The sequence below is a fragment of the Geomicrobium halophilum genome, from assembly GCF_014207655.1.
GTDB classification, from domain to species: Bacteria; Bacillota; Bacilli; order Bacillales; family Marinococcaceae; genus Geomicrobium; species Geomicrobium halophilum.
Map to the genome: position 1 here is coordinate 22,621 of NZ_JACHHJ010000004.1, position 21,716 is coordinate 44,336.

The 21,716-nt window shown below is 42.4% G+C and carries 22 protein-coding genes; 8 read left to right on the forward strand and 14 right to left on the reverse strand.

What is annotated here, in order from left to right; translation table 11 throughout:
- Positions 1-9: 9 nt before the first annotated feature.
- The 3 genes from pstA to HNR44_RS12905 are packed head-to-tail and all read right to left on the reverse strand — an operon-like array spanning position 10 to position 2,790.
- Complete coding sequence (gene pstA / locus HNR44_RS12895; RefSeq protein WP_184404728.1) at positions 10-894, reverse strand: phosphate ABC transporter permease PstA; 885 nt, start codon at positions 892-894, stop codon at positions 10-12.
- On the reverse strand, positions 894-1,817 hold the full coding sequence (gene pstC / locus HNR44_RS12900; protein WP_184404729.1) for a phosphate ABC transporter permease subunit PstC: 924 nt from the start codon (positions 1,815-1,817) through the stop codon (positions 894-896). The genes pstA and pstC overlap by 1 nt, the downstream gene beginning before the upstream one ends.
- Positions 1,818-1,866: 49 nt before the next feature.
- Positions 1,867-2,790, reverse strand: a complete 924-nt coding sequence (locus HNR44_RS12905; RefSeq protein ID WP_184404730.1) for a phosphate ABC transporter substrate-binding protein — start codon at positions 2,788-2,790, stop codon at positions 1,867-1,869.
- Between the two features lie 437 nt (positions 2,791-3,227).
- Here HNR44_RS12905 and HNR44_RS12910 point away from each other — a divergent pair, with 437 nt between their 5' ends.
- On the forward strand, positions 3,228-4,733 hold the full coding sequence (locus HNR44_RS12910; RefSeq protein WP_184404731.1) for an alkaline phosphatase: 1,506 nt from the start codon (positions 3,228-3,230) through the stop codon (positions 4,731-4,733).
- A 409-nt stretch (positions 4,734-5,142) separates the two neighbouring features.
- On the opposite strand, the gene HNR44_RS12915 is transcribed toward HNR44_RS12910, so the two are convergent.
- Entirely contained in the window at positions 5,143-6,036 is an 894-nt protein-coding gene (locus HNR44_RS12915) for an AEC family transporter (protein WP_184404732.1), read from the reverse strand.
- 406 nt (positions 6,037-6,442) lie between these two features.
- Here HNR44_RS12915 and ectA point away from each other — a divergent pair, with 406 nt between their 5' ends.
- From ectA to HNR44_RS12930, 3 genes are all read left to right on the forward strand, one after another.
- Positions 6,443-6,955: a diaminobutyrate acetyltransferase gene (gene ectA / locus HNR44_RS12920; RefSeq protein ID WP_184404733.1), complete on the forward strand. Its 513-nt coding sequence runs from the start codon at positions 6,443-6,445 to the stop codon at positions 6,953-6,955.
- 72 nt (positions 6,956-7,027) lie between these two features.
- The gene (ectB, locus tag HNR44_RS12925; protein ID WP_184404734.1) at positions 7,028-8,293 is read left to right on the forward strand and encodes a diaminobutyrate--2-oxoglutarate transaminase; all 1,266 of its coding nucleotides are present in this window, start codon (positions 7,028-7,030) and stop codon (positions 8,291-8,293) included.
- 35 nt (positions 8,294-8,328) lie between these two features.
- The gene (locus tag HNR44_RS12930; RefSeq protein WP_184404735.1) at positions 8,329-8,715 is read left to right on the forward strand and encodes an ectoine synthase; all 387 of its coding nucleotides are present in this window, start codon (positions 8,329-8,331) and stop codon (positions 8,713-8,715) included.
- A gap of 100 nt (positions 8,716-8,815) precedes the next feature.
- Here HNR44_RS12930 and HNR44_RS12935 read toward each other — a convergent pair whose 3' ends face one another.
- The 3 genes from HNR44_RS12935 to pdaA form a co-directional block, all read right to left on the reverse strand.
- Entirely contained in the window at positions 8,816-9,457 is a 642-nt protein-coding gene (locus HNR44_RS12935) for a hypothetical protein (RefSeq protein ID WP_184404736.1), read from the reverse strand.
- A 68-nt stretch (positions 9,458-9,525) separates the two neighbouring features.
- A complete protein-coding gene (locus HNR44_RS12940; RefSeq protein ID WP_184404737.1) occupies positions 9,526-10,041 on the reverse strand; it encodes a GNAT family N-acetyltransferase in 516 nt (171 codons plus the stop codon).
- A gap of 285 nt (positions 10,042-10,326) precedes the next feature.
- Positions 10,327-11,118 (reverse strand): delta-lactam-biosynthetic de-N-acetylase, encoded by a 792-nt coding sequence (gene pdaA, locus HNR44_RS12945; protein WP_425489458.1) that lies wholly within the window; start codon positions 11,116-11,118, stop codon positions 10,327-10,329.
- Positions 11,119-11,246: 128 nt separating this feature from the next.
- Here pdaA and yfkAB point away from each other — a divergent pair, with 128 nt between their 5' ends.
- Positions 11,247-12,362, forward strand: coding sequence for a radical SAM/CxCxxxxC motif protein YfkAB (gene yfkAB / locus HNR44_RS12950; RefSeq protein WP_184404738.1), 1,116 nt, complete (start codon positions 11,247-11,249; stop codon positions 12,360-12,362).
- 501 nt (positions 12,363-12,863) lie between these two features.
- Here yfkAB and HNR44_RS12955 read toward each other — a convergent pair.
- Positions 12,864-13,247, reverse strand: coding sequence for an OsmC family protein (locus HNR44_RS12955; RefSeq protein WP_184404739.1), 384 nt, complete (start codon positions 13,245-13,247; stop codon positions 12,864-12,866).
- 146 nt (positions 13,248-13,393) lie between these two features.
- A complete protein-coding gene (gene ku, locus HNR44_RS12960; RefSeq protein ID WP_184404740.1) occupies positions 13,394-14,230 on the reverse strand; it encodes a non-homologous end joining protein Ku in 837 nt (278 codons plus the stop codon).
- A gap of 116 nt (positions 14,231-14,346) precedes the next feature.
- Between ku and ligD the strand changes: the two genes are divergently transcribed.
- Together ligD and HNR44_RS17855 are read left to right on the forward strand one after the other, a co-directional pair.
- Positions 14,347-16,140 carry a DNA ligase D gene (gene ligD, locus HNR44_RS12965; RefSeq protein ID WP_184404741.1) on the forward strand — a complete coding sequence of 598 codons (1,794 nt, stop codon included), beginning with the start codon at positions 14,347-14,349 and terminating at the stop codon, positions 16,138-16,140.
- 863 nt (positions 16,141-17,003) lie between these two features.
- Positions 17,004-17,129 carry a hypothetical protein gene (locus HNR44_RS17855; RefSeq protein WP_281381424.1) on the forward strand — a complete coding sequence of 42 codons (126 nt, stop codon included), beginning with the start codon at positions 17,004-17,006 and terminating at the stop codon, positions 17,127-17,129.
- Between the two features lie 14 nt (positions 17,130-17,143).
- Here the strand turns inward: HNR44_RS17855 and HNR44_RS12970 are convergent, their stop codons facing one another.
- Both HNR44_RS12970 and HNR44_RS12975 read right to left on the reverse strand, forming a co-directional pair.
- Complete coding sequence (locus tag HNR44_RS12970; protein ID WP_184404742.1) at positions 17,144-17,284, reverse strand: hypothetical protein; 141 nt, start codon at positions 17,282-17,284, stop codon at positions 17,144-17,146.
- Positions 17,268-18,290: a hypothetical protein gene (locus HNR44_RS12975; RefSeq protein WP_184404743.1), complete on the reverse strand. Its 1,023-nt coding sequence runs from the start codon at positions 18,288-18,290 to the stop codon at positions 17,268-17,270. Before HNR44_RS12975 ends, HNR44_RS12970 begins: the two co-directional genes overlap by 17 nt.
- Before the next feature lie 189 nt (positions 18,291-18,479).
- On the opposite strand from HNR44_RS12975, the gene HNR44_RS12980 reads away from it, so the two are divergent.
- A complete protein-coding gene (locus HNR44_RS12980; protein WP_184404744.1) occupies positions 18,480-19,292 on the forward strand; it encodes a YihY/virulence factor BrkB family protein in 813 nt (270 codons plus the stop codon).
- A 107-nt stretch (positions 19,293-19,399) separates the two neighbouring features.
- On the opposite strand, the gene HNR44_RS12985 is transcribed toward HNR44_RS12980, so the two are convergent.
- The 3 genes from HNR44_RS12985 to HNR44_RS12995 all read right to left on the reverse strand — a co-directional run bounded on the left by HNR44_RS12985 (position 19,400) and on the right by HNR44_RS12995 (position 21,597).
- Complete coding sequence (locus HNR44_RS12985) at positions 19,400-20,260, reverse strand: alpha/beta fold hydrolase (RefSeq protein WP_184404745.1); 861 nt, start codon at positions 20,258-20,260, stop codon at positions 19,400-19,402.
- Positions 20,261-20,327: 67 nt separating this feature from the next.
- Complete coding sequence (locus HNR44_RS12990; protein WP_184404746.1) at positions 20,328-21,125, reverse strand: VLRF1 family aeRF1-type release factor; 798 nt, start codon at positions 21,123-21,125, stop codon at positions 20,328-20,330.
- Positions 21,126-21,180: 55 nt separating this feature from the next.
- A complete protein-coding gene (locus HNR44_RS12995; RefSeq protein WP_184404747.1) occupies positions 21,181-21,597 on the reverse strand; it encodes a hypothetical protein in 417 nt (138 codons plus the stop codon).
- Between the last annotated feature and the right edge of the window lie 119 nt (positions 21,598-21,716).

The window sequence follows — 21,716 nt, forward strand, 5'->3', positions numbered from 1 at the left end:
ACTCCCTCCCTATTTAGACGTAAATTTACGATGGATCCAAGTACCAATCATTCGCGCACCGATATTAAAGATAAGAATTGCCGTGACGAGAACAGCTGCCCCTCCATCCGCAATCTCTCGGATGTCAGGCATAATTCCCTCGCTGTTTACCTTCCAAATATGAACGGAAAGAGTTTCTGCCGGCCTCATTATATTTAATGGAGAAGTCTCCGAAAACGGATTCCAGTTTCCATAATCAAGATTAGGGCTCGTCATCCCCGCGCTATATAATAAAGCCGCAGCTTCCCCAAACACGAGGCCCGCTGATAAGATAATTCCAGTTAGAATTGAGGGAAAAGCACTAGGCAAAAGAATGGTAGTTATCGTGCGCCAGCGCGTGTATCCCAGTGCCATCCCTGCTTCTTTTTGTTGGATAGGGACAGATCGCATAGCGTTTTCACATGTCCGAATCATGATTGGTAAATTAAAAATGGTCAACGTCAAAGCTCCCGCTAATACAGAAAAACCCATATCGAACGCGTTCACGAAAACAAGGAGACCGAACAATCCAAGCACAATCGAGGGCATAGAGGCAAGCGTCTCAATACATATGCGAATCATTGCAGTAAGCTTATTGTCTCTGGCGTATTCAGCCATATATATCCCGCCAGCAAGACCAACAGGGACGGTAAACACCATTGTCCATAAGAGAATATAGAAAGAATTAAATACCTGGTCTTGAATACCCCCGCCAGCACGGAAAGTACTCGACTTACTCGTAAGAAAATCCCAACTAACTTGCTGTACTCCCATATAGAGGACATAGCCCAATAATGCAGTAAGAATAACGACAATCATCATAGCAAAAAACGTAAACGTTGCGGTTGCCAATTTATCGGTGAATTTTCGATTCATTAAAACTTCCTCCTTGCTGCCAGGAAGCGTACAAGCATAACTAAGCCATAGGATAAGATGAGGAGAAGCAATCCAAGCGTCCAAAGTACGTTGTTCTCCGCACTGTTAAACGTTGTATGTCCCATATTTAGTGTAATAATGGTAGTCATCGTGGCTGCTGGATCAAGCAACGAACTCGGAAGAATGGTAGTATTGCCGATCACCATTTGGATCGCAAGTGCTTCGCCGATCGCACGAGCCATCCCCAAAATAATCGCTGTTAAAAGACCAGGCATGGCTGTAGGCAGTAAAACACGCCGGACGGTTTGCCAACGTGTTGCGCCTAACGCCAAGGATGAACTTCTAAGACCATTTGGCAAGCGATTAAAGGCGTCGGCCGATAGCGTCGTCACTGTTGGCAAAATCATGAGGGACACGACTATAACCCCCGCCATTAAACTATAGCCGCTCCCTCCTATGTGGTCTCTAATAAAAGGAACGAGTACTGTCAATCCAAGGTAACCGTAGACAACCGATGGGATTCCCACTAAAATCTCAATGACAGGTTGAAGAATTTTCTTTCCCCAAGAGGGGGCAATTTCCGTCATAAAAATAGCGGCGCCAATCCCAAAAGGTGCAACAATGAGTGCCGATAATACAGTCACTGACAAAGATCCAAAGATAAAGGCAAGCGCACCATACGAAGGGTTAGATCCAGATGGGTTCCAGTTTGTCGATGTTAAAAACTCCAAAGGATTGATACCGCTCATATAGAAGGATTGAAGCCCCTGCTGTGTGAGAAAAATAGTTACAGCAAGTGTCGCTAAAATCGTAACAAAAGCAGCGGAGTAAACGATCACCTTGCCATTCCGTTCAGGATTTTTCAATGATAACTTTTTATTTTTTCGTATTAAACGTTCACTAGCTTTTTCGGTGGTTTGCATAATTGGTATCACCTATATTTTCCTGGGTGAAGTTTTTCTAAAAGGATGGTTATTCGACCGATGTCTCTTCACCTTCAGCATCACGTTCCACTTCCATTTGATTGACATTAATATATCCTTGTTCAGGCACCAACGTTTCCTGAATTTCATCCGAGAGCATAAAATCTAGGAATTCCTTTGTTAAACCTTGCGGCTCTCCATGGGTATAAGAATGTTGATACGCCCATATCGGGTACTCTCCCGTTTGCACATTCTCAGCTGTAGGCTCCACACCATCTATGCTCACTTTAGTGATACTGTCGTCGAAATAAGAGAATGCTAGATATCCAATGGCGCCTTCAGTTTCAGAAACAATTTGTCTTACGGTGTTAGAAGAGTCTTCTGTTATCCCTTCAGCTGGTTCTTCTCCATGAAGCGCGTGATTGACAAATGTCGTTCTAGTTCCTGAAGACTGGGGTCGATTCACGAGTGTGATTTCCTCATCTGCACCTCCTAGTTCAGACCAGTTGGTAATCTCACCCGTCCAAACATCGATCAATTCTTCAGAAGTTAAATCATCTACGCCTGCATCAGGATGAACAACAGGTGCCATACCGACAACAGCTACACGATGGTCTACGAGTTCCCCTGCGTCAATCTCATCTTCCTCTTCCGCGAACAAATCAGAGTTTCCAATATCAACTTGCTCTGCTGCTACCTGGCTTAAGCCTGCCCCGGAACCTCCGGCTTGAACTTGAATATTAGCTTCTGGTTCCTCTTCCTGATAGATTTCAGCAGCTGCACCTACCAACGGTTGCATAGCGCTAGAACCTGCAATTGTTACTGAACCGGATTCATTACCAACCGCTGGGTCGTTTTCTCCGTTACCCCCGCTTTCTTCTGCTGAAGTTTCTGCTTCTTCTTCTCCTCCACAGGCTGCTACTGCCATTACCATAACGACAACCACAAACATCAATAACCATTGCTTTTTCATAGCCAACTCCCCCTGGTTCTATCAATATTTATTCGTATATTTTCACTATAATCGGTGAGTATTGAGTCAATATGGAGACAATGTAAAGATTATGTAAAGGAATCTATAAATAAAAATAACGCTCTTTTTAAGGAAACGTTTAAACCGCCACGCCCCTCTGCTTCACTTGGGTCCTGAACACCTTTTTTCTGTGAAAGGAATGGTGATACGAGTGATTCATTCTTAAACTCAGTGGGGTATTACGGAATCCTAGGTGTTTTTTGAAGACGCTCTAAAAGAACCCAAAGCGCTCTTCCAAACATGTACGAGCCACTCGTCTCCTATTTCGGTGTCCATAAATCAATCATTATCAAAAAATTAAAATGCTCTTAATATTCTCTTCATCTATGAACGTTATGATTTTCATGAATTCAAAAATAGAGAGGAGAGAATGATGGATGTATAAGGAGATGAGTTTTTTCGTTGTAGGTCTTGTATTTATTCTAGGAAGTTTTGGAGTTGCTGAGGTGAATGCATCTAAGGTTCCCGGGGAAAAGGTTGAAAAGGCCGACGACAGTCAACAGGCAGAAAATGTCATTTATATGATTCCCGATGGGTTTAGTGCTGCCTATGCGACGAATTACCGCTTATTCAAAGGGGAGGAAGCCGTATGGGACGAACATTTAAGAGGAATGTATACGACAAATTCTGCAGATTCTAGCATCACGGATTCTGCAGCCGCCGGAACTGCTATGGCAACCGGCGAAAAAACAAATAATGGCATGCTCGGTATCGATCCAGAAGGTAATGAGCTGACTACAATCTTAGAAGTGTTACAGGAGGAAGGGAAATCCTCCGGTCTTATTGCAACTTCCACCATCACTCATGCTACTCCAGCAGCATTTGCCTCCCATGTGGAGGATCGCAGCAATGAATCAGATATCGCAAAAGATTTACTTAATACTGAAGTTGATATATTACTTGGAGGTGGAAAGAATAACTTTCTCCCAGAATCTAAAGGGGGCAACCAAGAGGGAGAGGAGAATCTAATTGCACAAGCAAAAGAGCAGCATTATGATGTTGTAGAAACACGCGATCAATTGCTGGAGGTAGATCTTAATGTAGAAGAAGGGGAAAAACTGCTTGGACTTTTTGCAGATGAAGCCCTTCCTCCAGAAGTACATCGCAATAAAGAAGAAGACCCAAGCCTTGCTGAAATGACAGAAGCAGCGCTTAATATACTTCAAGATGACGAAGATGGATTCTTCCTAATGGTTGAAGGTAGCCAGATCGATTGGGCAGGACATGACAATGATGCAGGATGGGCCATGACAGATGTCGAAGCGTTTGAAAAAGCTGTTCATGCAGCCATCGAATTTGCAGAAGAAGATGGAGAAACGATGGTTGTTGTTGCAAGCGACCATGAAACAGGCGGCATGACAGTCGGGGCAAACGGATCAGATTCAGCTAATCCGGATATGCTAAAAAATGTCACTGCAACCGGTGAAAACATGGCAGCCAAACTAAATGAAGACCGGTCCAACATCGGAGAAGTAGTAAGCCAACATACCGGAATTACGTTAAATGAAGAGGAAATCCAAACCATCGAAGAAACAGAAGACGTCAAGGCAGCAATCAATGAAGTAATTAGTGAAAGAGCCAACATCGGTTGGACAAGCGATAATCACACAGCAGTAGATGTCCCGGTCTATGCATACGGTCCAGGAGCGGATAAATTTACTGGATTCCTTGACAATACAGACTTGCCAAAAATCATAGCGGACGTCACTGATGTTGGATTGAAAGAAAATCATCAACAATCGAAGGTTCATACCGTGCAACCCGGTGAAACCCTTTTTGAAATAGGACGGCAGAACAATTATTTATGGACGACTTTACAGGAAATCAACCAATTACCAAACCCTCACCTGATTTACCCTGGTGAGAAAGTACGATTTCAGTAGAACAGATAGAAAGACCACCCTTATTAGGAAAATGTCATTAACGAAGAGCGCCTGTGCTGAAATCCACAGTCGAAGCGCCGAATTATATCTCCCGTTGCTTGCACTGAAGTCTGTTCCACCGTAAAGGAACAAATATCGCTCCCAGGTTAAACATAAACGGTGGAAGGGCAAAGTAAGCCTAGGAATTCTATTCAAACAAGGAAAAGAGACGTCCCAGAAGGGGATAATAGGTTGCTTAAACCCTCGAAATAATCCCGTATCACTTTAAAAGTGGTACGGGATCACTTGTTTTGATGTGATTTTGACTCTCGAAATTCTTTTAGGGGTTGTTCAAAATGTCAGGGAAAAATAGCTTTTGTATTTCTTCGTCGTCAAGCTCCTCGACCTACCCGACTCTTTGTAGACAGTGTTAAAGAACCATGAGCAGAACTGTGACCGTCAGGATACTTAGTAACGTCGTTACGAATGTTGTACTCGACACCAGGCGTGGCTGCGCATTAAACTGCACGGCAAAAATGACAATATTGGCCGCTGAAGGCATGGCAGCGGTGAGGATTAGGACTTGAGCAAGGAGCGGATCAACAGGGAGTACACTCGTTATTCCTACCGCGATCAGCGGAGAAACAAGTAAGCGAACCACTGCACTATAACTAATTTTCCCCCATTCAAATCCTTGTAGCGGAATATTTGCTAATTGCATCCCCAATATAATCATAACGGTAGGTATCGTTGCAGCCCCTACAATTTCAGTGACTCCGGTAACTGCCATTGGCATTTCGTAAGCAATCAGTTTTGCAAGTAGGGCAGCGATTAAGGCCCATGTTGCAGGCATGGTCAACACCGTCTTCAATGCTTGCCGCATATTGCCGCTTGCCTTGGAGGCAAAATAAACCCCGAAGCTGTTCATAATCACTGATTGAATCACCATAAGAGAGACGCCGTAAGCAAAACCTTCTTCCCCAAAAGCAAAAAGAACGATCGGCGTTCCATAGTTTCCTACATTCATAAATGATGTCGATAAGATGATTCCGGTCTCCGTTTCAGGAGAAAGTCTGAAGAAAAAGGCAATGATTTTATTAATGAGAACAAGACTAAACAAAAGTGTAAAAGCAAAAATGAGCATGTAAACATATTGCATATCTAAAGTCGCGTGATAAATGGTTTCAAACACCAAGCAAGGAGTCATGACATAAATCGCAACGGTAGATACGGGTTTGATATCCACCTGTTTCCATTTCTGAATGACAAAACCAAGTGTAAAGACGAGTATAACCGGGAGAACGACTTCAAAAAAAATTTGCATACCTCTTCTCCTTTCCTCACTGTATAAAGGTATCCTGATCAATAATGAAGAAGTATGCACTTCTTGTTTTGTGCTGATCTATCCTATTGTACCAGCATCCCACCCCGATTTCAGAAGCAGATTAAATTCAAGAATATAAGAAATGCTCTAAATACGTCAGTATTCTCTATAATGCCAAACGCCAGTCACGCCAACTTAACTTTATCTACTGAAATCAGCTTTAATCAAGTTTAATGCTGTTTGAATTTTCCGCTTGTGATGATTATTATTAAAACGTGGGTGATGGAGTACGTCCCCAATAATACGTTACTGAAACTTCTCACCTTTTTGATAAAAAAGTAGTTTCAAACTTTTTCGTAAGGGTAATGGGAGTATAGGTACGTAAATAATTTAAAGGTGTGATAGGATGAGTGCAACTCCAGTAATGGAGAAAGAAGCGCTGGTATTTGACAAACCAACTGTACAAGATGGAAGCAATATGTGGGAACTCGCTAAGAAACTTGGACTTGATTTAAATTCTTCATACAAGTACCTTATGATGAGCGAGTACTTCTCTGAGACTTGTGTAGTTGTAAAAGAACAAGGAGAACTCGTAGGGTTCGTAACTGCGTTCATCCTTCCTGAACAAGATGATACAGTGTTTGTATGGCAAGTAGGTGTTGACCCCTCACAACGCGGCAAAGGCCTGGCTTCTCGTATGCTCTCAGAACTGCTCGATCGCGAAACATGCAACGAAGTAAAATATCTTGAAGCAACAGTCACCCCGTCGAACGACGCTTCGCAAAAACTATTCCGGCGACTCGCCCGTACGAACGAAACAGCATGTCATGTGTCGGAATGTTTCTCCGAAGATTTGTTCCCGGGGGATAACCATGAAGCGGAACTTTCCTTCAAAATTGGTCCCATGGTTCACAAATAATCACATTCCCTTACGACTGCATAAACACACAATTAGAGCTGGCAACTAAATGAAGGGAGAACGTTTTTACTAATGACTACAAATGTAATGAGTGTTTTTGAAGAGTTAGAATCAGAGGTAAGGAGCTACAGCCGTAGCTTCCCTACCGTCTTTCATAAGGCAAAAGGCTATCAGCTATGGGATGAAGATGATCATGCTTACATCGATTTCTTTTCAGGTGCTGGTGCGTTGAATTACGGTCATAATGATGACCATATGAAAGACAAATTAATTGAGTACATTCAGGAAGACGGCATTACTCATTCTCTCGATATGGCTTCAAAAGCCAGACGTGAATTTCTAACTGCATTTCAATCTACAATTCTTGAGCCTCGTGACCTCTCTTATAAAATTATGTTTCCTGGACCAACAGGTACAAACGCCGTAGAGGCTGCCTTAAAGCTTGCTCGTAAAGTAACGGGTCGTACGAATGTCGTTAGTTTCACTAATGGTTTTCATGGCATGACCCTCGGATCTCTTGCGGTGACTTCCAACAGTTTTAAACGAGCAGGAGCTGGTGTACCACTAGGAAACGCCGTCACTATGCCATATGACAAATTTGTCCATGAATCAATTGAAACCCAGATGGAGCACATCCGCAGCTTCCTCGACAAAGATGGCAGCGGTGTAGATGCCCCTGCGGCCATTATTCTAGAGACCGTACAGGGCGAAGGCGGCTTGAACGCGGCAAGCAATGAATGGCTAAGAGAAATCGAAAAACTTGCTCATGACATTGGGGCTCTTCTTATCGTGGATGACATTCAGGCAGGAGTTGGACGGGCTGGTACATTCTTTAGTTTCGAACCAGCTGGAATCAAACCAGACATCGTCTGCTTATCGAAATCCATTGGCGGTTACGGCTTGCCATTAGCACTCACCCTTTTTCGTCCTGAACTAGATATTTGGGGTGCCGGTGAGCATAACGGTACTTTCCGTGGTAATTGTCCTGCTTTTGTAACTGGAACAGCAGCTCTAGATTACTGGAAAGATCCTTCATTTGAAAAAGAAATTGCAAGAAAAGCAGACAAAATCACCTCATTCCTTACAGAAATGATCGACAAGTACCCGGCTTTAGAAGGAAGTTTACGGGGGCGAGGCTTTATTCAAGGTATTCGCACAGGCGTTCCTGACCTCGCTGAAAAAGTAGCAGAGCATGCTTTTAGCCATGGTCTGATCATGGAAACAGCAGGCCCAAATGATGAAGTCTTTAAGCTTTTCCCACCGCTTATTATTAATGACGAAGGTCTGGATGAAGGTTTACGCCGTCTTGAGCTTGGGATTAAGGACGCAGTACAATAATACAGCAGGACACTAACTACACGGAGGACGTACCCATGAAAACAGTTCAACTTGAAGATATTATTGGATCCGATCAAGAGGTAGACGGCGGCAATTGGGTAAGCCGCAGGCTTATTATGAAAGATGATAATATGGGGTACTCGGTCAATGACACGATCATCCGCGCTGGTACTGAAACCCATATTTGGTATCAAAACCACTTGGAATCTGTCTACTGCATTGAAGGCGAAGTTGAAGTTGAAACCCTAAAAGACAACAAGAAATATAGAATTACACCAGGCACTCTTTATGCTCTTGATGAACATGATGAGCACATGCTTCGCGGCATTAAAGACGCACGCATGGTTTGCGTATTTAACCCGCCATTAAGTGGGCGCGAAGTTCATGATGAAAACGGCGTTTATCCAGCAGATTTAGATTAGAGGTTCAAAAAGACCCTAGGCACGAAAGCCAGGGTCTTTTTTCGTGGTTCATGGACATTTCAAAAATATGCGGGCATTGATTTGCACGCATATTTATCCTTTAATCATCCTCTTCAGTTAACCTAGGCTCTTCCCAATAATCATCTGAAATTTCCTCTAAGTTCTCAACGTTGAACGTACTCCATTCAACACGACTCAATACTTCTTGATCAAAACGCATATTAAAAATCGTATCAAACTCTCCAGGTCCAGTTTCAGGCTCAAAGTATATGTCCCAAATCAACTGGATTTCTTCAACATCTTGAATTTGAGAAAGCCTTTGCAGCACAAGTGCCGAGCGGTTTAATGTGGAAGAACGAATAAGATCGGTGGTTACATTGTCTTCAGTCGTAAGGTGTGCTGCTAAGTGGTTGTTGGAATAATCAATGTTTTGGACTACATCATTATTTTCCACGGTAACTTGACCAAGGCCGGCAGTTATATGCCACTCTGCTTTCTCTTCAACCGTGTTTAGCGAATCGGGAACATCGTAGGAATGATCAGCAATAATCATATTGGAAGGGCTCGAAAACATTAAAAAAGCCCCCAACGTGATCAGTACCGCTGAAAAGCTGGTCGCAAAGAATTTAAGATGTTTGTAACGATTCTGTTTACGCTGCGGCCAAGTTACAAACATGAGAAAAGCAGTGAACACGGTGAATACTCCGGCGATCATTAAAGCAGTTAGTGAAACTATCGCCAATGTTGTTGCCCCCCGTTTATTTCTACGTCTCTCTTTTAGTATACATGATCAAATGGCTTACCAAACCCTTAATTTATGAACGTTTCATGTCTATTGTGAAGCACATACATCTCTAACCATTGATGGTGCTTACAAATCGTCCCTTCTTTTTTCATTCCTAAACTTTTCGCTATTTTAATGGATGGAAGATTATAAGGATGAATTAAAGAAGTAAGCGTGCTAAGACCTAAATGTTCAAAGGAAAACGTTCGACAAGCTTGTGCAGCCTCTTTCCCATATCCCATCCCCCAAAAGGTTCTTGTCAAAAGATAACCAAATCCCATTCGTACCTCACCTTGAATCTTTTGAGGACGGAGACCACATTGGCCAACGAATTGTCCTGTTTCACGTTTTTCTATAATCCAATACCCAACTCCGAAGCTTCTATAATCATTCATGGACTGGTTGATCCATTTTTCGGTTTCTTGTTTTGTTTTCGTTCCCTCAGAAAAGCGCATCACTACAGGATCAGAGAACAATGTCTGTAAAGATGACCGGTCATTTGGCACCATTTCCCGGAAATGTAAGCGCTCGCTATTGAACATGTCAGTCACCTCATGTAAATAACTTCTTACCTAACCTTTATTTTAGCATTGAATCCATAAAGACATGAAGGCGATTATTTAAACTTCCTAGGAAATCATACAAAGCGTTATCGATATGTCTATACCAATTGAAAAATTCTATCCTCCACCTCGAATACACTCGTCGACGATGCATGCAGCTTGGTATGAAGAACAAGAGGGATGTCCCACAAACGTCCGTCCCTGTAATTGAGCAAGAAAAATATAGCTGGTACTTGAAGCTCCATCATTAGCGTGTATATGCTATTAATGAAGCGGAAAAAAAGGTTCGGTTCCTGTTAAATGATCCAATGACTGAAATTGATACCCTTCGGCTTCAAGGTCATCAATCACATCCCCAAGTGCTTCTGCATTATCTTGGGAAACCGAATGAAGTAATAACACAGCGCCGGGGTGAACACGGCCCATGATGCGATCATAGGCATAATCTTTTCCTTTCTGCGTACCTGTATTCCAATCAACATAAGCAAAGGACCAAAAAATATGTTGATATCCTTCATCTTTTGCAATCGACAAGGTCCTTTCATTAAATGTACCTTGGGGAGGACGTAAATACTTCATCTCCTTCCCTGTCATGTCGTTATATAAATGATTAACCTTTGATAACTCCTGAACAATCTTCTCATTACTTAATTCAGGAAGACTCGGGTGACTCCATGAATGATTCCCCACAATATGGCCTTCAGATGTCATCCTTTTGATTAAATCCTCCTGCTTTTCCAAATAATGCCCCGTCACAAAAAATGCTGCTGGTACGTTTTTTTCTTGTAAAACGTCTAATATAACCTCTGTGCACCCATTTTCATAACCGCTATCAAATGTTAAATAAAGGTTCTTCTCTTCCGTGTCGCCAATATAATAGCCATCATAACGATCAAGCAATTCAATATAATGCGGTTCAGTGGTAGCCGGTTGGTTGTTTTTGGCTGGTTTGAAATTCCAATCATAAATTTCTTCACTATATGCTGCATCACTTCCTAAAGTGAACAGTATAATCATAGCTAATAAGAGTTTGAAAGCGACCCCTTTTGCGTTCATTTTTACACAAACCTCCTTAAATAACCCTTTTCTTCACTGCTCCTTTTCGGTATGCTAGAGTTTATGGGTATGTCTGTTAGGCTAGATCACGATATACATTTTGAACATCCTCTAAAAAGGAGTTTTTTATGAGCGTAGATACAAAAGACCCTATTACACCAGCCAATGATCCTTGGGAAGCTTATTTCGACTATCAAAGCTTTGGAAAATCCATGTTAACGAATGTTGAATTTACAACGACGACACTTTGTAATATGCGTTGTGAACATTGCGCTGTTGGATATATGCTTAATCGAAAAGACCCAGACGCCTTGCCATTTTCGTTATTAAAGGAACGGTTAGATGAAATTAAGCACCTTCGTGCTTTAAGCATTACAGGCGGGGAGCCGATGCTCAATAAAAAATCGGTGGATGAATATGTTGTACCTTTACTTCGCTATGCCTATGAACGTGGGGCACGTACTCAAATCAATTCAAACCTTACCTTACCGTTAAAACAGTACGGAGATATACTTCCTTATCTGGATGTCCTACATATCTCCCATAATTACGGAAGCTTTGATGACTTCGCTTCAATTGGTTTTGCCCATATGCCACATCCTCCATCTATGGAGAAAAGAGCTGTATTTTTTGAGCGCATGATTGAAAATGCGCGAGAACTGTCGAAGCGGGGAATTATGGTCTCTGCGGAGACGATGCTTAATAAACGTACACTCCCCCACCTGGAAGCGATTCATGACCAGATCGTTAACATGGGCTGCCAAAGGCATGAGGTTCATCCGATGTATCCAAGCGATTTTGCCAGCACCCTAAATATCGCCACTCTCCCCGAAATCAGAAGCGGAATCCATCGTTTGCTTGATCACCGTCATCCAAATACATGGATGCTGTTTGGGACGTTACCTTTTTACGCTTGCAATGATGATGAAGACGATCTACACCTTTTAAAAAGGTTATATAATACCGATCATGTTACAGTCAGAAACGATCCCGATGGGCGGAGCCGGTTAAATGTGAATATCTTTAATGGAGAAGTATCTGTCACTGATTTTGGAGACGAACCTTCACTTGGAAATATCCAGAGCACTTCTTTACCAGAATCATTCGCCATATGGCAGCAGACAGAACTCGCTCAGTCCCTTCAGTGCCACTGTTCATCTGTACAGTGTTTAGGGCCGAACGCACTCGTCAAGGACGCCTATTATAAAGACGTTGATTTTCAAAAACGAAAAAGCAAGCTGTAGACGTTCAACCTTCGCCTCTGCGAAGGTTTTTTATCTGTTCAAAAGTACTGAAACGATTTGCCAAAAGAGAGATGTTGTTTTCAAGATTTAGCAGTCCCTGGTTTGGTTCCTATCAAGTTTCAAACCCATTTCTCATCAGCCGCGTACTTCAGTGGTAGGTTGGACCGTCTACATATAAAATGGCATTCCATCCTTAAGCCCCTCCCCTGTTATTTTTGCTTATTATTTTCAGGGAAGGGCGCTTTTATCCATATAGGGTTGACGAGCAGCAAAAGAAAGATCGATGTTTGGGATGGAACCCCCACCGGGAAGTTCTCGCCCTGAGTTTAGGCGTTCTGGCTCCGGGTTTGGAACTTCTCGCCCTGAGTTCGGGCGCTCTGGCTTCAGGTTGGGAAGTTCCGACCCGGTTCAGGGCATTCCTCCCTGGTTTATTCCCAACCAGGTTGTGTGTTGCCGAACATATAAAAAACAGTGCCTCGTCTGAAGCACTGTATATCGAGTTTATTCTAATGTAAACGTCTCGGTAATTTTTATTGCTGGTTCAACGGATTGAACGATCGAGCAATTTTTTTTCGTTAGTGTCATCATTTTCGCCATTTGTTCATCTTTAACCCCCACGGCATCGATGTTGAAATGCAAGTGAACTTCTTCAACTTCATGGGGCTCGGCATCGTTTCGAGTTACATCTGCATGAATGCGGATATCATTAATTTCGATACGCCGCTTTCTCATAATTTTACGCAGAACACTCCCGCTGCAACCAGCAATGGAAGAAACGAGCAATTGATAGGGGCGGAATCCATGTTCTTCATTTCCAGAAATGACAAGCTTTCCGTAAGGTGATTCAATGTTAAATGCTTCTTCGTTTTCGATGCGAAAGTCCATTTCTACATTCCCTCCAGTCATGATCTATTTTACCGAACGTTGAGCATTTTCGCACGCATGACAAATCAGGAAGGAAAAAATATTATATCGTTGACGGACTGGCTTCGTACTTTGGCTTCGGTATACATCCAGGCCTTGCCTCATCATTAAGAGGTTTTCTTCGACGTAGTTTTTTTCTTTGATGTTGCCGATTTTTTTGAGCCTGACTTCTTTTTCGTACTGTCCACCGATGCCTGCAATGCGTCCATGAGGTTGGTGACATTGTCGGGTTGTTTTTCTTTTTTCGGAGTTACGACATTTTCACCGCTTTGTTTCGATTCAATAAGATCCATTAAATTCTTCCGGTATTCATCTTCATACTTCTCCGGTTGAAAGTTTGCCGTCAACTGATCGATTAACAAGACAGCGGTATCTAATTCCTTTTTCGCAACATTTTCTTCTGACGGTACATTCGGCACATCCTCTGTAGCACGTATTTCATCCGGGTAATGCAACGTCTCCATTAACAAGGTTTCATCACGAATCCTTAAGACCGCAAGCTGTTCTTTGGAGCGGATCATGATTTTTGCAATCCCTACCTTACGTGTATCTGCCAACGCTTTCCGAAGTAGTGCATACGCCTTCGTACCACCGTCACCGGGACCTAAATAATAACTACGGTTAAAATAAATCGGATCAATTTCATCAATATGAATAAAATCCAAAATTTCCACCGCTTTATCTTCGTTCGATTGCTTTAACGATTTCAATTCTTCATTATCAACCACAACGTAGCGGCCGTCGTTCATTTCATGTCCCTTGACGATTTCCTCGTTGTCTACCGTTTCCTCGCATACGGGACATACTTTTTCGTATTTAATCGGTGTATGACATTTTTTATGGAGATTGCGAAATGAGACCGCCTTATCTTCAGTGGCTGCGTGTAACTTGATCGGGATCGTAACAAGTCCAAACTGTATGCTCCCTTTCCATATCGTATGCAAATGAATACCTCCTATTTTACTCATTAGTTTGGAAGTGTTGAAGAGATTCATACGTTTGAAAAATTCACCAATGGATCATAATATACCCACAAATGTTCAACATGGAGGTATTACCCATGTCATTGATGTTAGCTGTAGCCGGTCAAGACATCCCTTCAGGAAATGAATGGAATTATGAGTTAAAATATGATGGATATCGCGCCCAGCTGATTTGGGAGGGGTCTAGCTGTACGTTACTCAGTCGTAATCAAAAAGATCTTAGTAAGCAATTTCCAGAGATTATTGAATCATGCCGGGATCATTTTACCGAAAGTGAAACGTTACAGTTAGACGGGGAAATCATTCTGTTTACCAACCCTGGCCTCGCTGATTTTCACGCATTAAAGCGACGCCATCGTTTACGCTCCAATGACAAAATTCTCGTTGAAAGTCAAAAACGACCAGCATATTTTCTTGCCTTTGACTTGCTTGAATGCCAAGGACAATCAACGAGGAGCTGGTCTTATATTGATCGAAAAAAAGAACTGAGACGGTTATTCAAACACTATGCTTTGCCTAAGACCCCAGTCCCGCATGATCAACGTCGAGTCCAATATGTCCCTGCTACAGAAAATGCTAAAGATATTAAAGCTCTCGCCCACCTATACAGAAGTGAAGGCATCGTGGCCAAAACCAGCCGTCATCCATATGCAAATGAACGGTCGGAGGCCTGGGTGAAAGTAAAAACCCCCCATATTCTCACCTGTTTCATTCTTTCGTATCAACCCAGCAATGGATATTTTGAAGTCGGTGTCTTCCGTTCCGGTCAAGCCGTCACCGTCGGTCAATGTGCTCATGGCTTCAGTAAAGCGGAAAAAGAAACGCTCGTAACGATCGTGAAAAATAATGGGAGATGGGATCAAACGCGTAACATGTATGACATCGAGCCGTCGATCGTCGTTACGGTAGCATACACCACCTACGCTGATGATTTTCGTGAACCCCGGTTCCAGTCTTTTAAACTAAACACCCCTGCCCGCCAATGTACATGGGAAAACTGGCTAAATACAGCACTAAAATGGCCGGAGCATGTTTCATTTACGCATCCTGAAAAGCCGCTATGGGTAAAGCCCGAGATATATAAGAGAGATTTCCTTGAATACGTGCGCACCGTCGCTCCTTATGTATTGCCTCACCTTCGTGCTCGCTTACTAACGGTCGTTCGTTATCCACACGGAACGTTCGCGGAAGCTTTTTTTCAAAAACAATGTCCAGACTATGCCCCTTCATTTGTAGATACATTATCTTTTGAAGATACGGACTACATCGTTTGTAACCACGTCGATACATTGTTGTGGCTGGCTAATCAACTTGCGATTGAATGGCACATTCCCTTCTCACTGTCCACGAGTGCTTATGTTGAAGAAATTGTTATCGACCTTGATCCCCCTGATGCTAAGGCTTTCTTATTAGCCATTGAAGGGGCTGCATTTATAAAAGAGATTTTCGAGCAATTGCAGTTAACTAGTTTTGTGAAATTTTCGGGGAATAAGGGGCTGCAAGTATACCTGCCGCTGATAAAAAATCGCTATACGTACGAAGATACCCATCCATTTACCGAAGCAATTGGAGCATATTGCCTGCAGAGACGACCTGATTTATTTACACGTGAACGCTTAAAGAAAAATCGCGGCCGTAAACTTTATATTGATATACCTCAGCACGCCTTTGGCAAAACGATCATTGCCCCGTACTCCCTTAGAGGAAATGATGATGCGCTCATCGCCTGTCCTTTGTTCTGGGAAGAGGTGAACAAAAGCCTGGATCGGTCCCAATTTACCCATAAACACGTGCAAGAACGACTCCTATATGACGGATGTCCATTCTACACGCTCAGGGACACTGAAAATGAACTCCCTGATTTCGGCTAGGAATGACGGCAGTTTTCCTTTAGATCCCGGAGGCACAGATTTTAATAACGTTTCCCGACAATTAATAAAAGTCATATGCATCGTCTTTTTATTCATCTTTTTTGAAATACGCCATGGACAGAATGTACAAGATTCCTATTGGTAACTTTGATCCTCCGTCTTTTATTTAGCGATGATAACCAGAGAACCTATTCTTAAACGTTAAGAGCTGCTAAATATTGGTTTTCATCTATTTGGTAAAAAAAGATCTCATTTTGCTTTTTCAGTTCAAGCATAGTATAATGTCCATAAGTCAGACGTAAACTAAAACGACCGTGAATGCTACCAACATCCACGGTCTAACAACAGAACGAGTCCTTCAAGGGCTTGTTCGCTAAATTACAAGAAGCCGCCCTTTGGTTTTGGACATCTCAAGGGCGGTTTTATTTAGTTCCACTGTCTTTATCTCGACCAATGAAATAGACGAGCGTAGAAACCGTTGCACATAACAGCAAAGCTTCAAACACCGTCATAGCCTCACCTCCCTTCTGTCCGTATGAACCGGACGAAGGAAAGCGAACGACCGCCCTTGAGAACGTTGTTCTGTTGTACTAGCCATTCTAACACACATTGAAAAAAATGGCTTTCATTCATTTTTATAACTTCTGCCCTTTATGCAAGTCCATCCTCCCTTGTATCCTTGTTTAAAAATATAACGTATTGTCGAAACTAGGAATACGTTATAGTGCGTGCTCAAAAAGGAGAACAAAAGCAAGTCGCCGAGCCTCCACATGAAGGATGTGGATGACTTAAACGTTCGGCCCGGAACGTTCCGGAGTTTTTGAACATCCTTATATCGTACAACAAGCAAGGGAGAATACGACATGGCTAACGATTTTAAAACACCAAAAGTTGTCGAAAAAAAACAGCAAAAATTGAAAAAGCAGCAAGCTGACTTAAAGAAAAAGCTCAACAATGTTAAAAAACATCAAAAAAAAGCTGGCAATTAGTGTCAGCTTTTTAATTAGCCCTTATTCCGCTGATTTTCTATAATAAGCTTTTTCCTTTTCGAAAGTTCCCACTGTTTTGTTTTTAATTTCTGCGAACGCTTATTGGATAATTTTCGATACGATTCAAATAAAGGCTTTTCATTCACTTTCATCATTCGCTCCCTCCCTATGCTTGTCCTGTCTTAACTCATTTAATTTATTGACAATAAGGCAGCAAAAATAAAGCATGTCCTGAATAACTGTTAATCTCATGATACTACTTTCAGAACCCTCCAACAAGTCTTTAACTTCTGGATCATCCGTTTCTCTAATATAAATCGTGAATACCCAATTCCTATCATCGTACATTTTCATTGTCCATCGAATGGTTCCATCCTCTTTATTAAATTGACTTTCTTTCCCGCCGCCCAGTCTTAATGCTTGTACATACGGATGCTCATTATTTAAAACGGAAATCTCCTCATCGAGTACTTCGATCTCGCCTCCTGCATAATCAACTAAGATCAATTGATCCTCGATTTGTTTATACAGGCTATATTGTACGCCATAATCAATCACCGATAAATTAAAACGATCCCTCGCCATCAGGTTTAAATGAGTTTTAAACTGCGCGAGTATTTGGAAAATATACTGTATATCATTTTTATACTCCTCCGCATCTTTAATCGCTTCCTCCAACAACATTTCATATTCATGAGCAATTTGCGTGATCTCATCGATATTAGCATTCTTTTCAATAACAGCTGTAATCTCTTGGCTCATCGTATGAGCGTAATCTCTTTCCAGCGCAAGGTTACTTAGTGCCTCATACTCAAGTGGCCTTTTACGCTTATAGACAGCTACATTAAAATGTTTTGTATCCGGATTACTCATGACATCCTCCGCAAGTGCCTTTATATAAAGACTACCCATAGCAAATACAATAGCTATAAAAACGAGAGCTGTTACGAAGTGCAAGAGCTCCATTTGTTCCCAATCCAATAAGAAAAAAATCCCCAATAGACCGCCCGATGGTACACCGAAAATGGTCAGGAGGCCTTGAAGGTTCACCCTTTCTTTCAGCTCAAGGAACCCTATATAAACATACGTCCTCCATTTAGGTTCTACCAATTCTTCCCCGTGCACCTTATTCAGTAAAGGGTTGAGCTCTTTATCTGTCACTCTAAGAAACCGCTTCATTTCCGAACGTTGTATGTGATCACCCCGACGATTTCAATTGTATTCCTTAATTATAGCATAAAAGATCTCAATTTTCGAACATATATTCCTAAAAATCAGGGGGCGCACATTGCTACGACCTCCATAAAATGCCATACTAAATGAACAACGCGTGCGAGAGGATGAATGGAAATGTTCACGCAGATTGTAAAAAAAATGATACGAACCACGTGGGAATACAGGCTTTTCGATATCGCTGCACAAATGGCTTATTATTTTCTACTAGCACTCTTTCCTTTGCTGATTTTACTGCTTAGCATTATTAATTATTTTCCCGTTGGAACAGAAGATGTCCTTGAGCTCATCAGCCCCTATGTTCCAGAAAATTTGCTTTCATTTATTGGCACAAATGTAAGCGAAGTGTTCGATGTAAGAAGGACAGATACATTATCACTCAGTACAATTGCCACCCTTTGGCTTACGTTCATGGGTTCGTTTGCTGTGATTCGCTCTGTAAATCGAGCCTACCAAATGCCCGAGCCTTCTTTGCCGCGTATGATCGGTGTCGGGACCGTCCTCGTCTTTTCTTTACTAGGCGCAGTAATTGTTTCATTAATGTTCCCGGTCTTCGGAGAACCCGTTGGGCAATTTGTGTTTGGCATCCTTGGTATTGAAGAGCACATGGCACCTTTCTGGTCGTTCATCCGCTGGAGCATTAGCTTTCTCGTCGTCGGTGTTGTTCTACTCATCCTTTATATCATCGTCCCCAGTCATCGTATAAGTTGGCGGGATACATGGCCGGGCGCATTATTCGCAACCATTGGCTGGCAAGCGGCTTCCCTAGGTTTTTCTTATTATAATCAATGGAGCGATTACTCGCTCATCTACGGTGGACTCGGCACGATGATTGGTTTGATGATTTGGTTCTTCCTCACTGCTTTCATGATTTTGCTCGGCGCCCAGTTGAACGCGATCCTTATGGATATACACCGTTCGAAAAGGTAGAACGCTAACTTTGATTAAACAAGGGCAAAGAGCGAAGCTTCCTGGCCCGATGTAGGTCCTTTGGAGCTTCTGCCCTTTTTAGCATCAATATTGTTTGCGGAAACACCCTATGATTGTATAAACTTCAAAATTTGTTCATTCACTAGGGATGGCTGCTCTTGATGTACCCAGTGCGTAGCTTCCCCAATCCAAACCCCGGATCCCATCTTCGTTAATTGCAAACTTTTCTTCGCCAGCCTTTTAGAAAGGAAAACATCCCCAACTCCCCAAATGATTTTTGTAGGAACATCCACGGAATGTACTTTACCAATGTCCGTCATACTACGGGGAATAGCCCGATACCAATTCAACATGCTCGTCAATGCACCTGGTTGTTTCCAGGCGATTTTATATTTGACTAATTCGTCGGTGGAAAAGGTTCCATGGCGGCTTGTCCTTTGTAAAGCCTGTGCCAATCTGGTGAAATTTTTGTTCCCCAACGTTTGCTCAGGAAACTGCGGAAGTTGAAAAAAGAACATATAAGCACTCCTCAGCCATTGGATGGGATTAGCTGCCAACCCCTTTGGCATAACGGCAGGATGAGGGATATTAATCACTATTAAGTGCTTGACCACGTGAGGACAAGTGCTTGCGAGATGCCAGCCGACAGCCCCGCCCCAATCATGGCCAATGACCGTAGCACCGTCTCGTTTGAAATGTTGTATGAGGCCGATCACATCATCTTTCAGTTGATTAAGACGGTAGGGCCGAACCCCAGTAGGTTTTTCACTCAAATGATAGCCGCGTTGATCCGGTACAACCACTTTGTAGCCGGCAGCTGCTAATACTAAAATCTGTTTTCTCCATCCAAACCAGAAATCCGGAAAACCATGTAACAATATAACAAGCTTCCCATCTTCAGGTCCCGCCGTCACAGTATGTAACCGTACACCGTTCGTCTTAACATATTGAAAATGGATAGCCTCCATCCTAGCCCTCCCCAAAAATGAGAACCTTCAAATGCATAACACACTTGAAGGTTCTCTTCGTCACCGATTATCTTATTGCTTCATCATATACTTGATTAAGAATTTCAGTAGCTGGTTTCGATCCTAGGTTTTTCGTGATCTTCCCTTTTATATGGGAAGTATCCAAATGTTGGCCAAGTTCCGTTACCGACTCATTGCTGCCTACAAGATAAGCACCATTTAAATTTCGGCTCTTGAGCTCTTTGATTAACACGGGAGCAAGGCTTTTATACCAGCGGTGCTTGTTCTCTTCAAAGCGGCGATTAAAATCATCGATGCTTGTGTCCGCAGCGGATGGTGGTGAAGACTGATCATCGTAATCCACCCAGTCTTCCTTTTCTAAATCCCAGCTGTATTTTTTCTCGTCACGCACTTCCCCGAGTGCAGTATCCAAGAGTGTAACATCACGTTGCTGTATGACAATAATCCCCGTTGCCGGATACTCATTTTGCAATTCTTCCAGCTGGTTGGTTGCCGGTTTTGACTCCCAGTGAAAGGAGGATTCAACAGGAACTTGAAGAATTTTAGCCGTCCAGATCTCCCCATCAGCAGAAGCAATCAGAACGAAACTTTTTTGCATGTTCATTTGCTGATCAAAAATGTGTTGATGTGCTTGATCAAGAAGCTTTTTTAATACCTTTACTTCGTCTTTTTCATCACTTTTCTCGGCATATTCCTCAAGACGCTTTATGCCATTTTTTAGACGGATCTTCCATTCCCCTCGGGTTTGGCTTTGATCGCTTACATCGGTATTTAAGTAAATCGTTAAAATGCCAGTATCATCCTGTTTATTTTTTAATTGATTAAGATCTTCTGTGAGTACCATGTCATTTGTCCTCCTCATCGTCTTGTACTCTTTATATTTCCGAAGTAAAAAAAGCTTAAACCTGTCTTTTATTCGAATTCTCATGTTCTTGTGGAAGAGAAGCCGATGGTTCCGGTGACTCCTGTTGATCAAGACGATACTGCTGCAAATCTTTGGCAGCGACTTTTGCTGTATCAATCATATCCGTGGCCGTTCCCTTCAGGTGCGACGAATGTTTTGCGATTTCCTCAACATCTTTTCCGGCGACTTGGACAAGTCCATTGACCTTTTCTGTTGTTCCTTTAATTAAATCACTAATCTCTTCCTGATTCTCTTTGACAAAAGTGCTCGCATCTGTCACAAATTGCTTTCCTTCTTGCACACGAAGGATCACTTTCTTCCGGGCATTTCGGTTGAATACCAAATATCCCATGACCGCTGAAACACTCCCAATCGTTATCAATATGCCCCATTTTCTTTCTTTCCTTATCAAGGTTATCCCTCCATCTACATCTTCTAAGTATAGTTTACCACATCAGTAGAGCTTTTATAGCATCTCGCCTTATCTAACCAACAACCCCGTTATTCCGAGAATTCTTCTTTAAATTGTAA

Bases quoted from the DNA above. Each gene is read 5' to 3' on its own strand.
- HNR44_RS12915 (WP_184404732.1), bottom strand. From the start codon at position 6,036: ATGCAAATTTTTTTTGAAGTCGTTCTCCCGGTTATACTCGTCTTTACA.
- HNR44_RS12985 (WP_184404745.1), bottom strand. From the start codon at position 20,260: ATGGAGGCTATCCATTTTCAATATGTTAAGACGAACGGTGTACGGTTA.
- ligD (WP_184404741.1), top strand. From the start codon at position 14,347: ATGTCATTGATGTTAGCTGTAGCCGGTCAAGACATCCCTTCAGGAAAT.
- HNR44_RS12905 (WP_184404730.1), bottom strand. From the start codon at position 2,790: ATGAAAAAGCAATGGTTATTGATGTTTGTGGTTGTCGTTATGGTAATG.
- pdaA (WP_425489458.1), bottom strand. From the start codon at position 11,118: ATGAACGCAAAAGGGGTCGCTTTCAAACTCTTATTAGCTATGATTATA.
- ectB (WP_184404734.1), top strand. From the start codon at position 7,028: ATGACTACAAATGTAATGAGTGTTTTTGAAGAGTTAGAATCAGAGGTA.
- HNR44_RS12980 (WP_184404744.1), top strand. From the start codon at position 18,480: ATGTTCACGCAGATTGTAAAAAAAATGATACGAACCACGTGGGAATAC.
- pstC (WP_184404729.1), bottom strand. From the start codon at position 1,817: ATGCAAACCACCGAAAAAGCTAGTGAACGTTTAATACGAAAAAATAAA.
- ectA (WP_184404733.1), top strand. From the start codon at position 6,443: ATGAGTGCAACTCCAGTAATGGAGAAAGAAGCGCTGGTATTTGACAAA.
- yfkAB (WP_184404738.1), top strand. From the start codon at position 11,247: ATGAGCGTAGATACAAAAGACCCTATTACACCAGCCAATGATCCTTGG.
- HNR44_RS12955 (WP_184404739.1), bottom strand. From the start codon at position 13,247: ATGGACTTTCGCATCGAAAACGAAGAAGCATTTAACATTGAATCACCT.
- HNR44_RS12910 (WP_184404731.1), top strand. From the start codon at position 3,228: ATGTATAAGGAGATGAGTTTTTTCGTTGTAGGTCTTGTATTTATTCTA.
- HNR44_RS17855 (WP_281381424.1), top strand. From the start codon at position 17,004: ATGGCTAACGATTTTAAAACACCAAAAGTTGTCGAAAAAAAACAGCAA.
- pstA (WP_184404728.1), bottom strand. From the start codon at position 894: ATGAATCGAAAATTCACCGATAAATTGGCAACCGCAACGTTTACGTTT.
- HNR44_RS12930 (WP_184404735.1), top strand. From the start codon at position 8,329: ATGAAAACAGTTCAACTTGAAGATATTATTGGATCCGATCAAGAGGTA.
- HNR44_RS12990 (WP_184404746.1), bottom strand. From the start codon at position 21,125: ATGGTACTCACAGAAGATCTTAATCAATTAAAAAATAAACAGGATGAT.
- HNR44_RS12970 (WP_184404742.1), bottom strand. From the start codon at position 17,284: ATGATGAAAGTGAATGAAAAGCCTTTATTTGAATCGTATCGAAAATTA.
- HNR44_RS12940 (WP_184404737.1), bottom strand. From the start codon at position 10,041: ATGTTCAATAGCGAGCGCTTACATTTCCGGGAAATGGTGCCAAATGAC.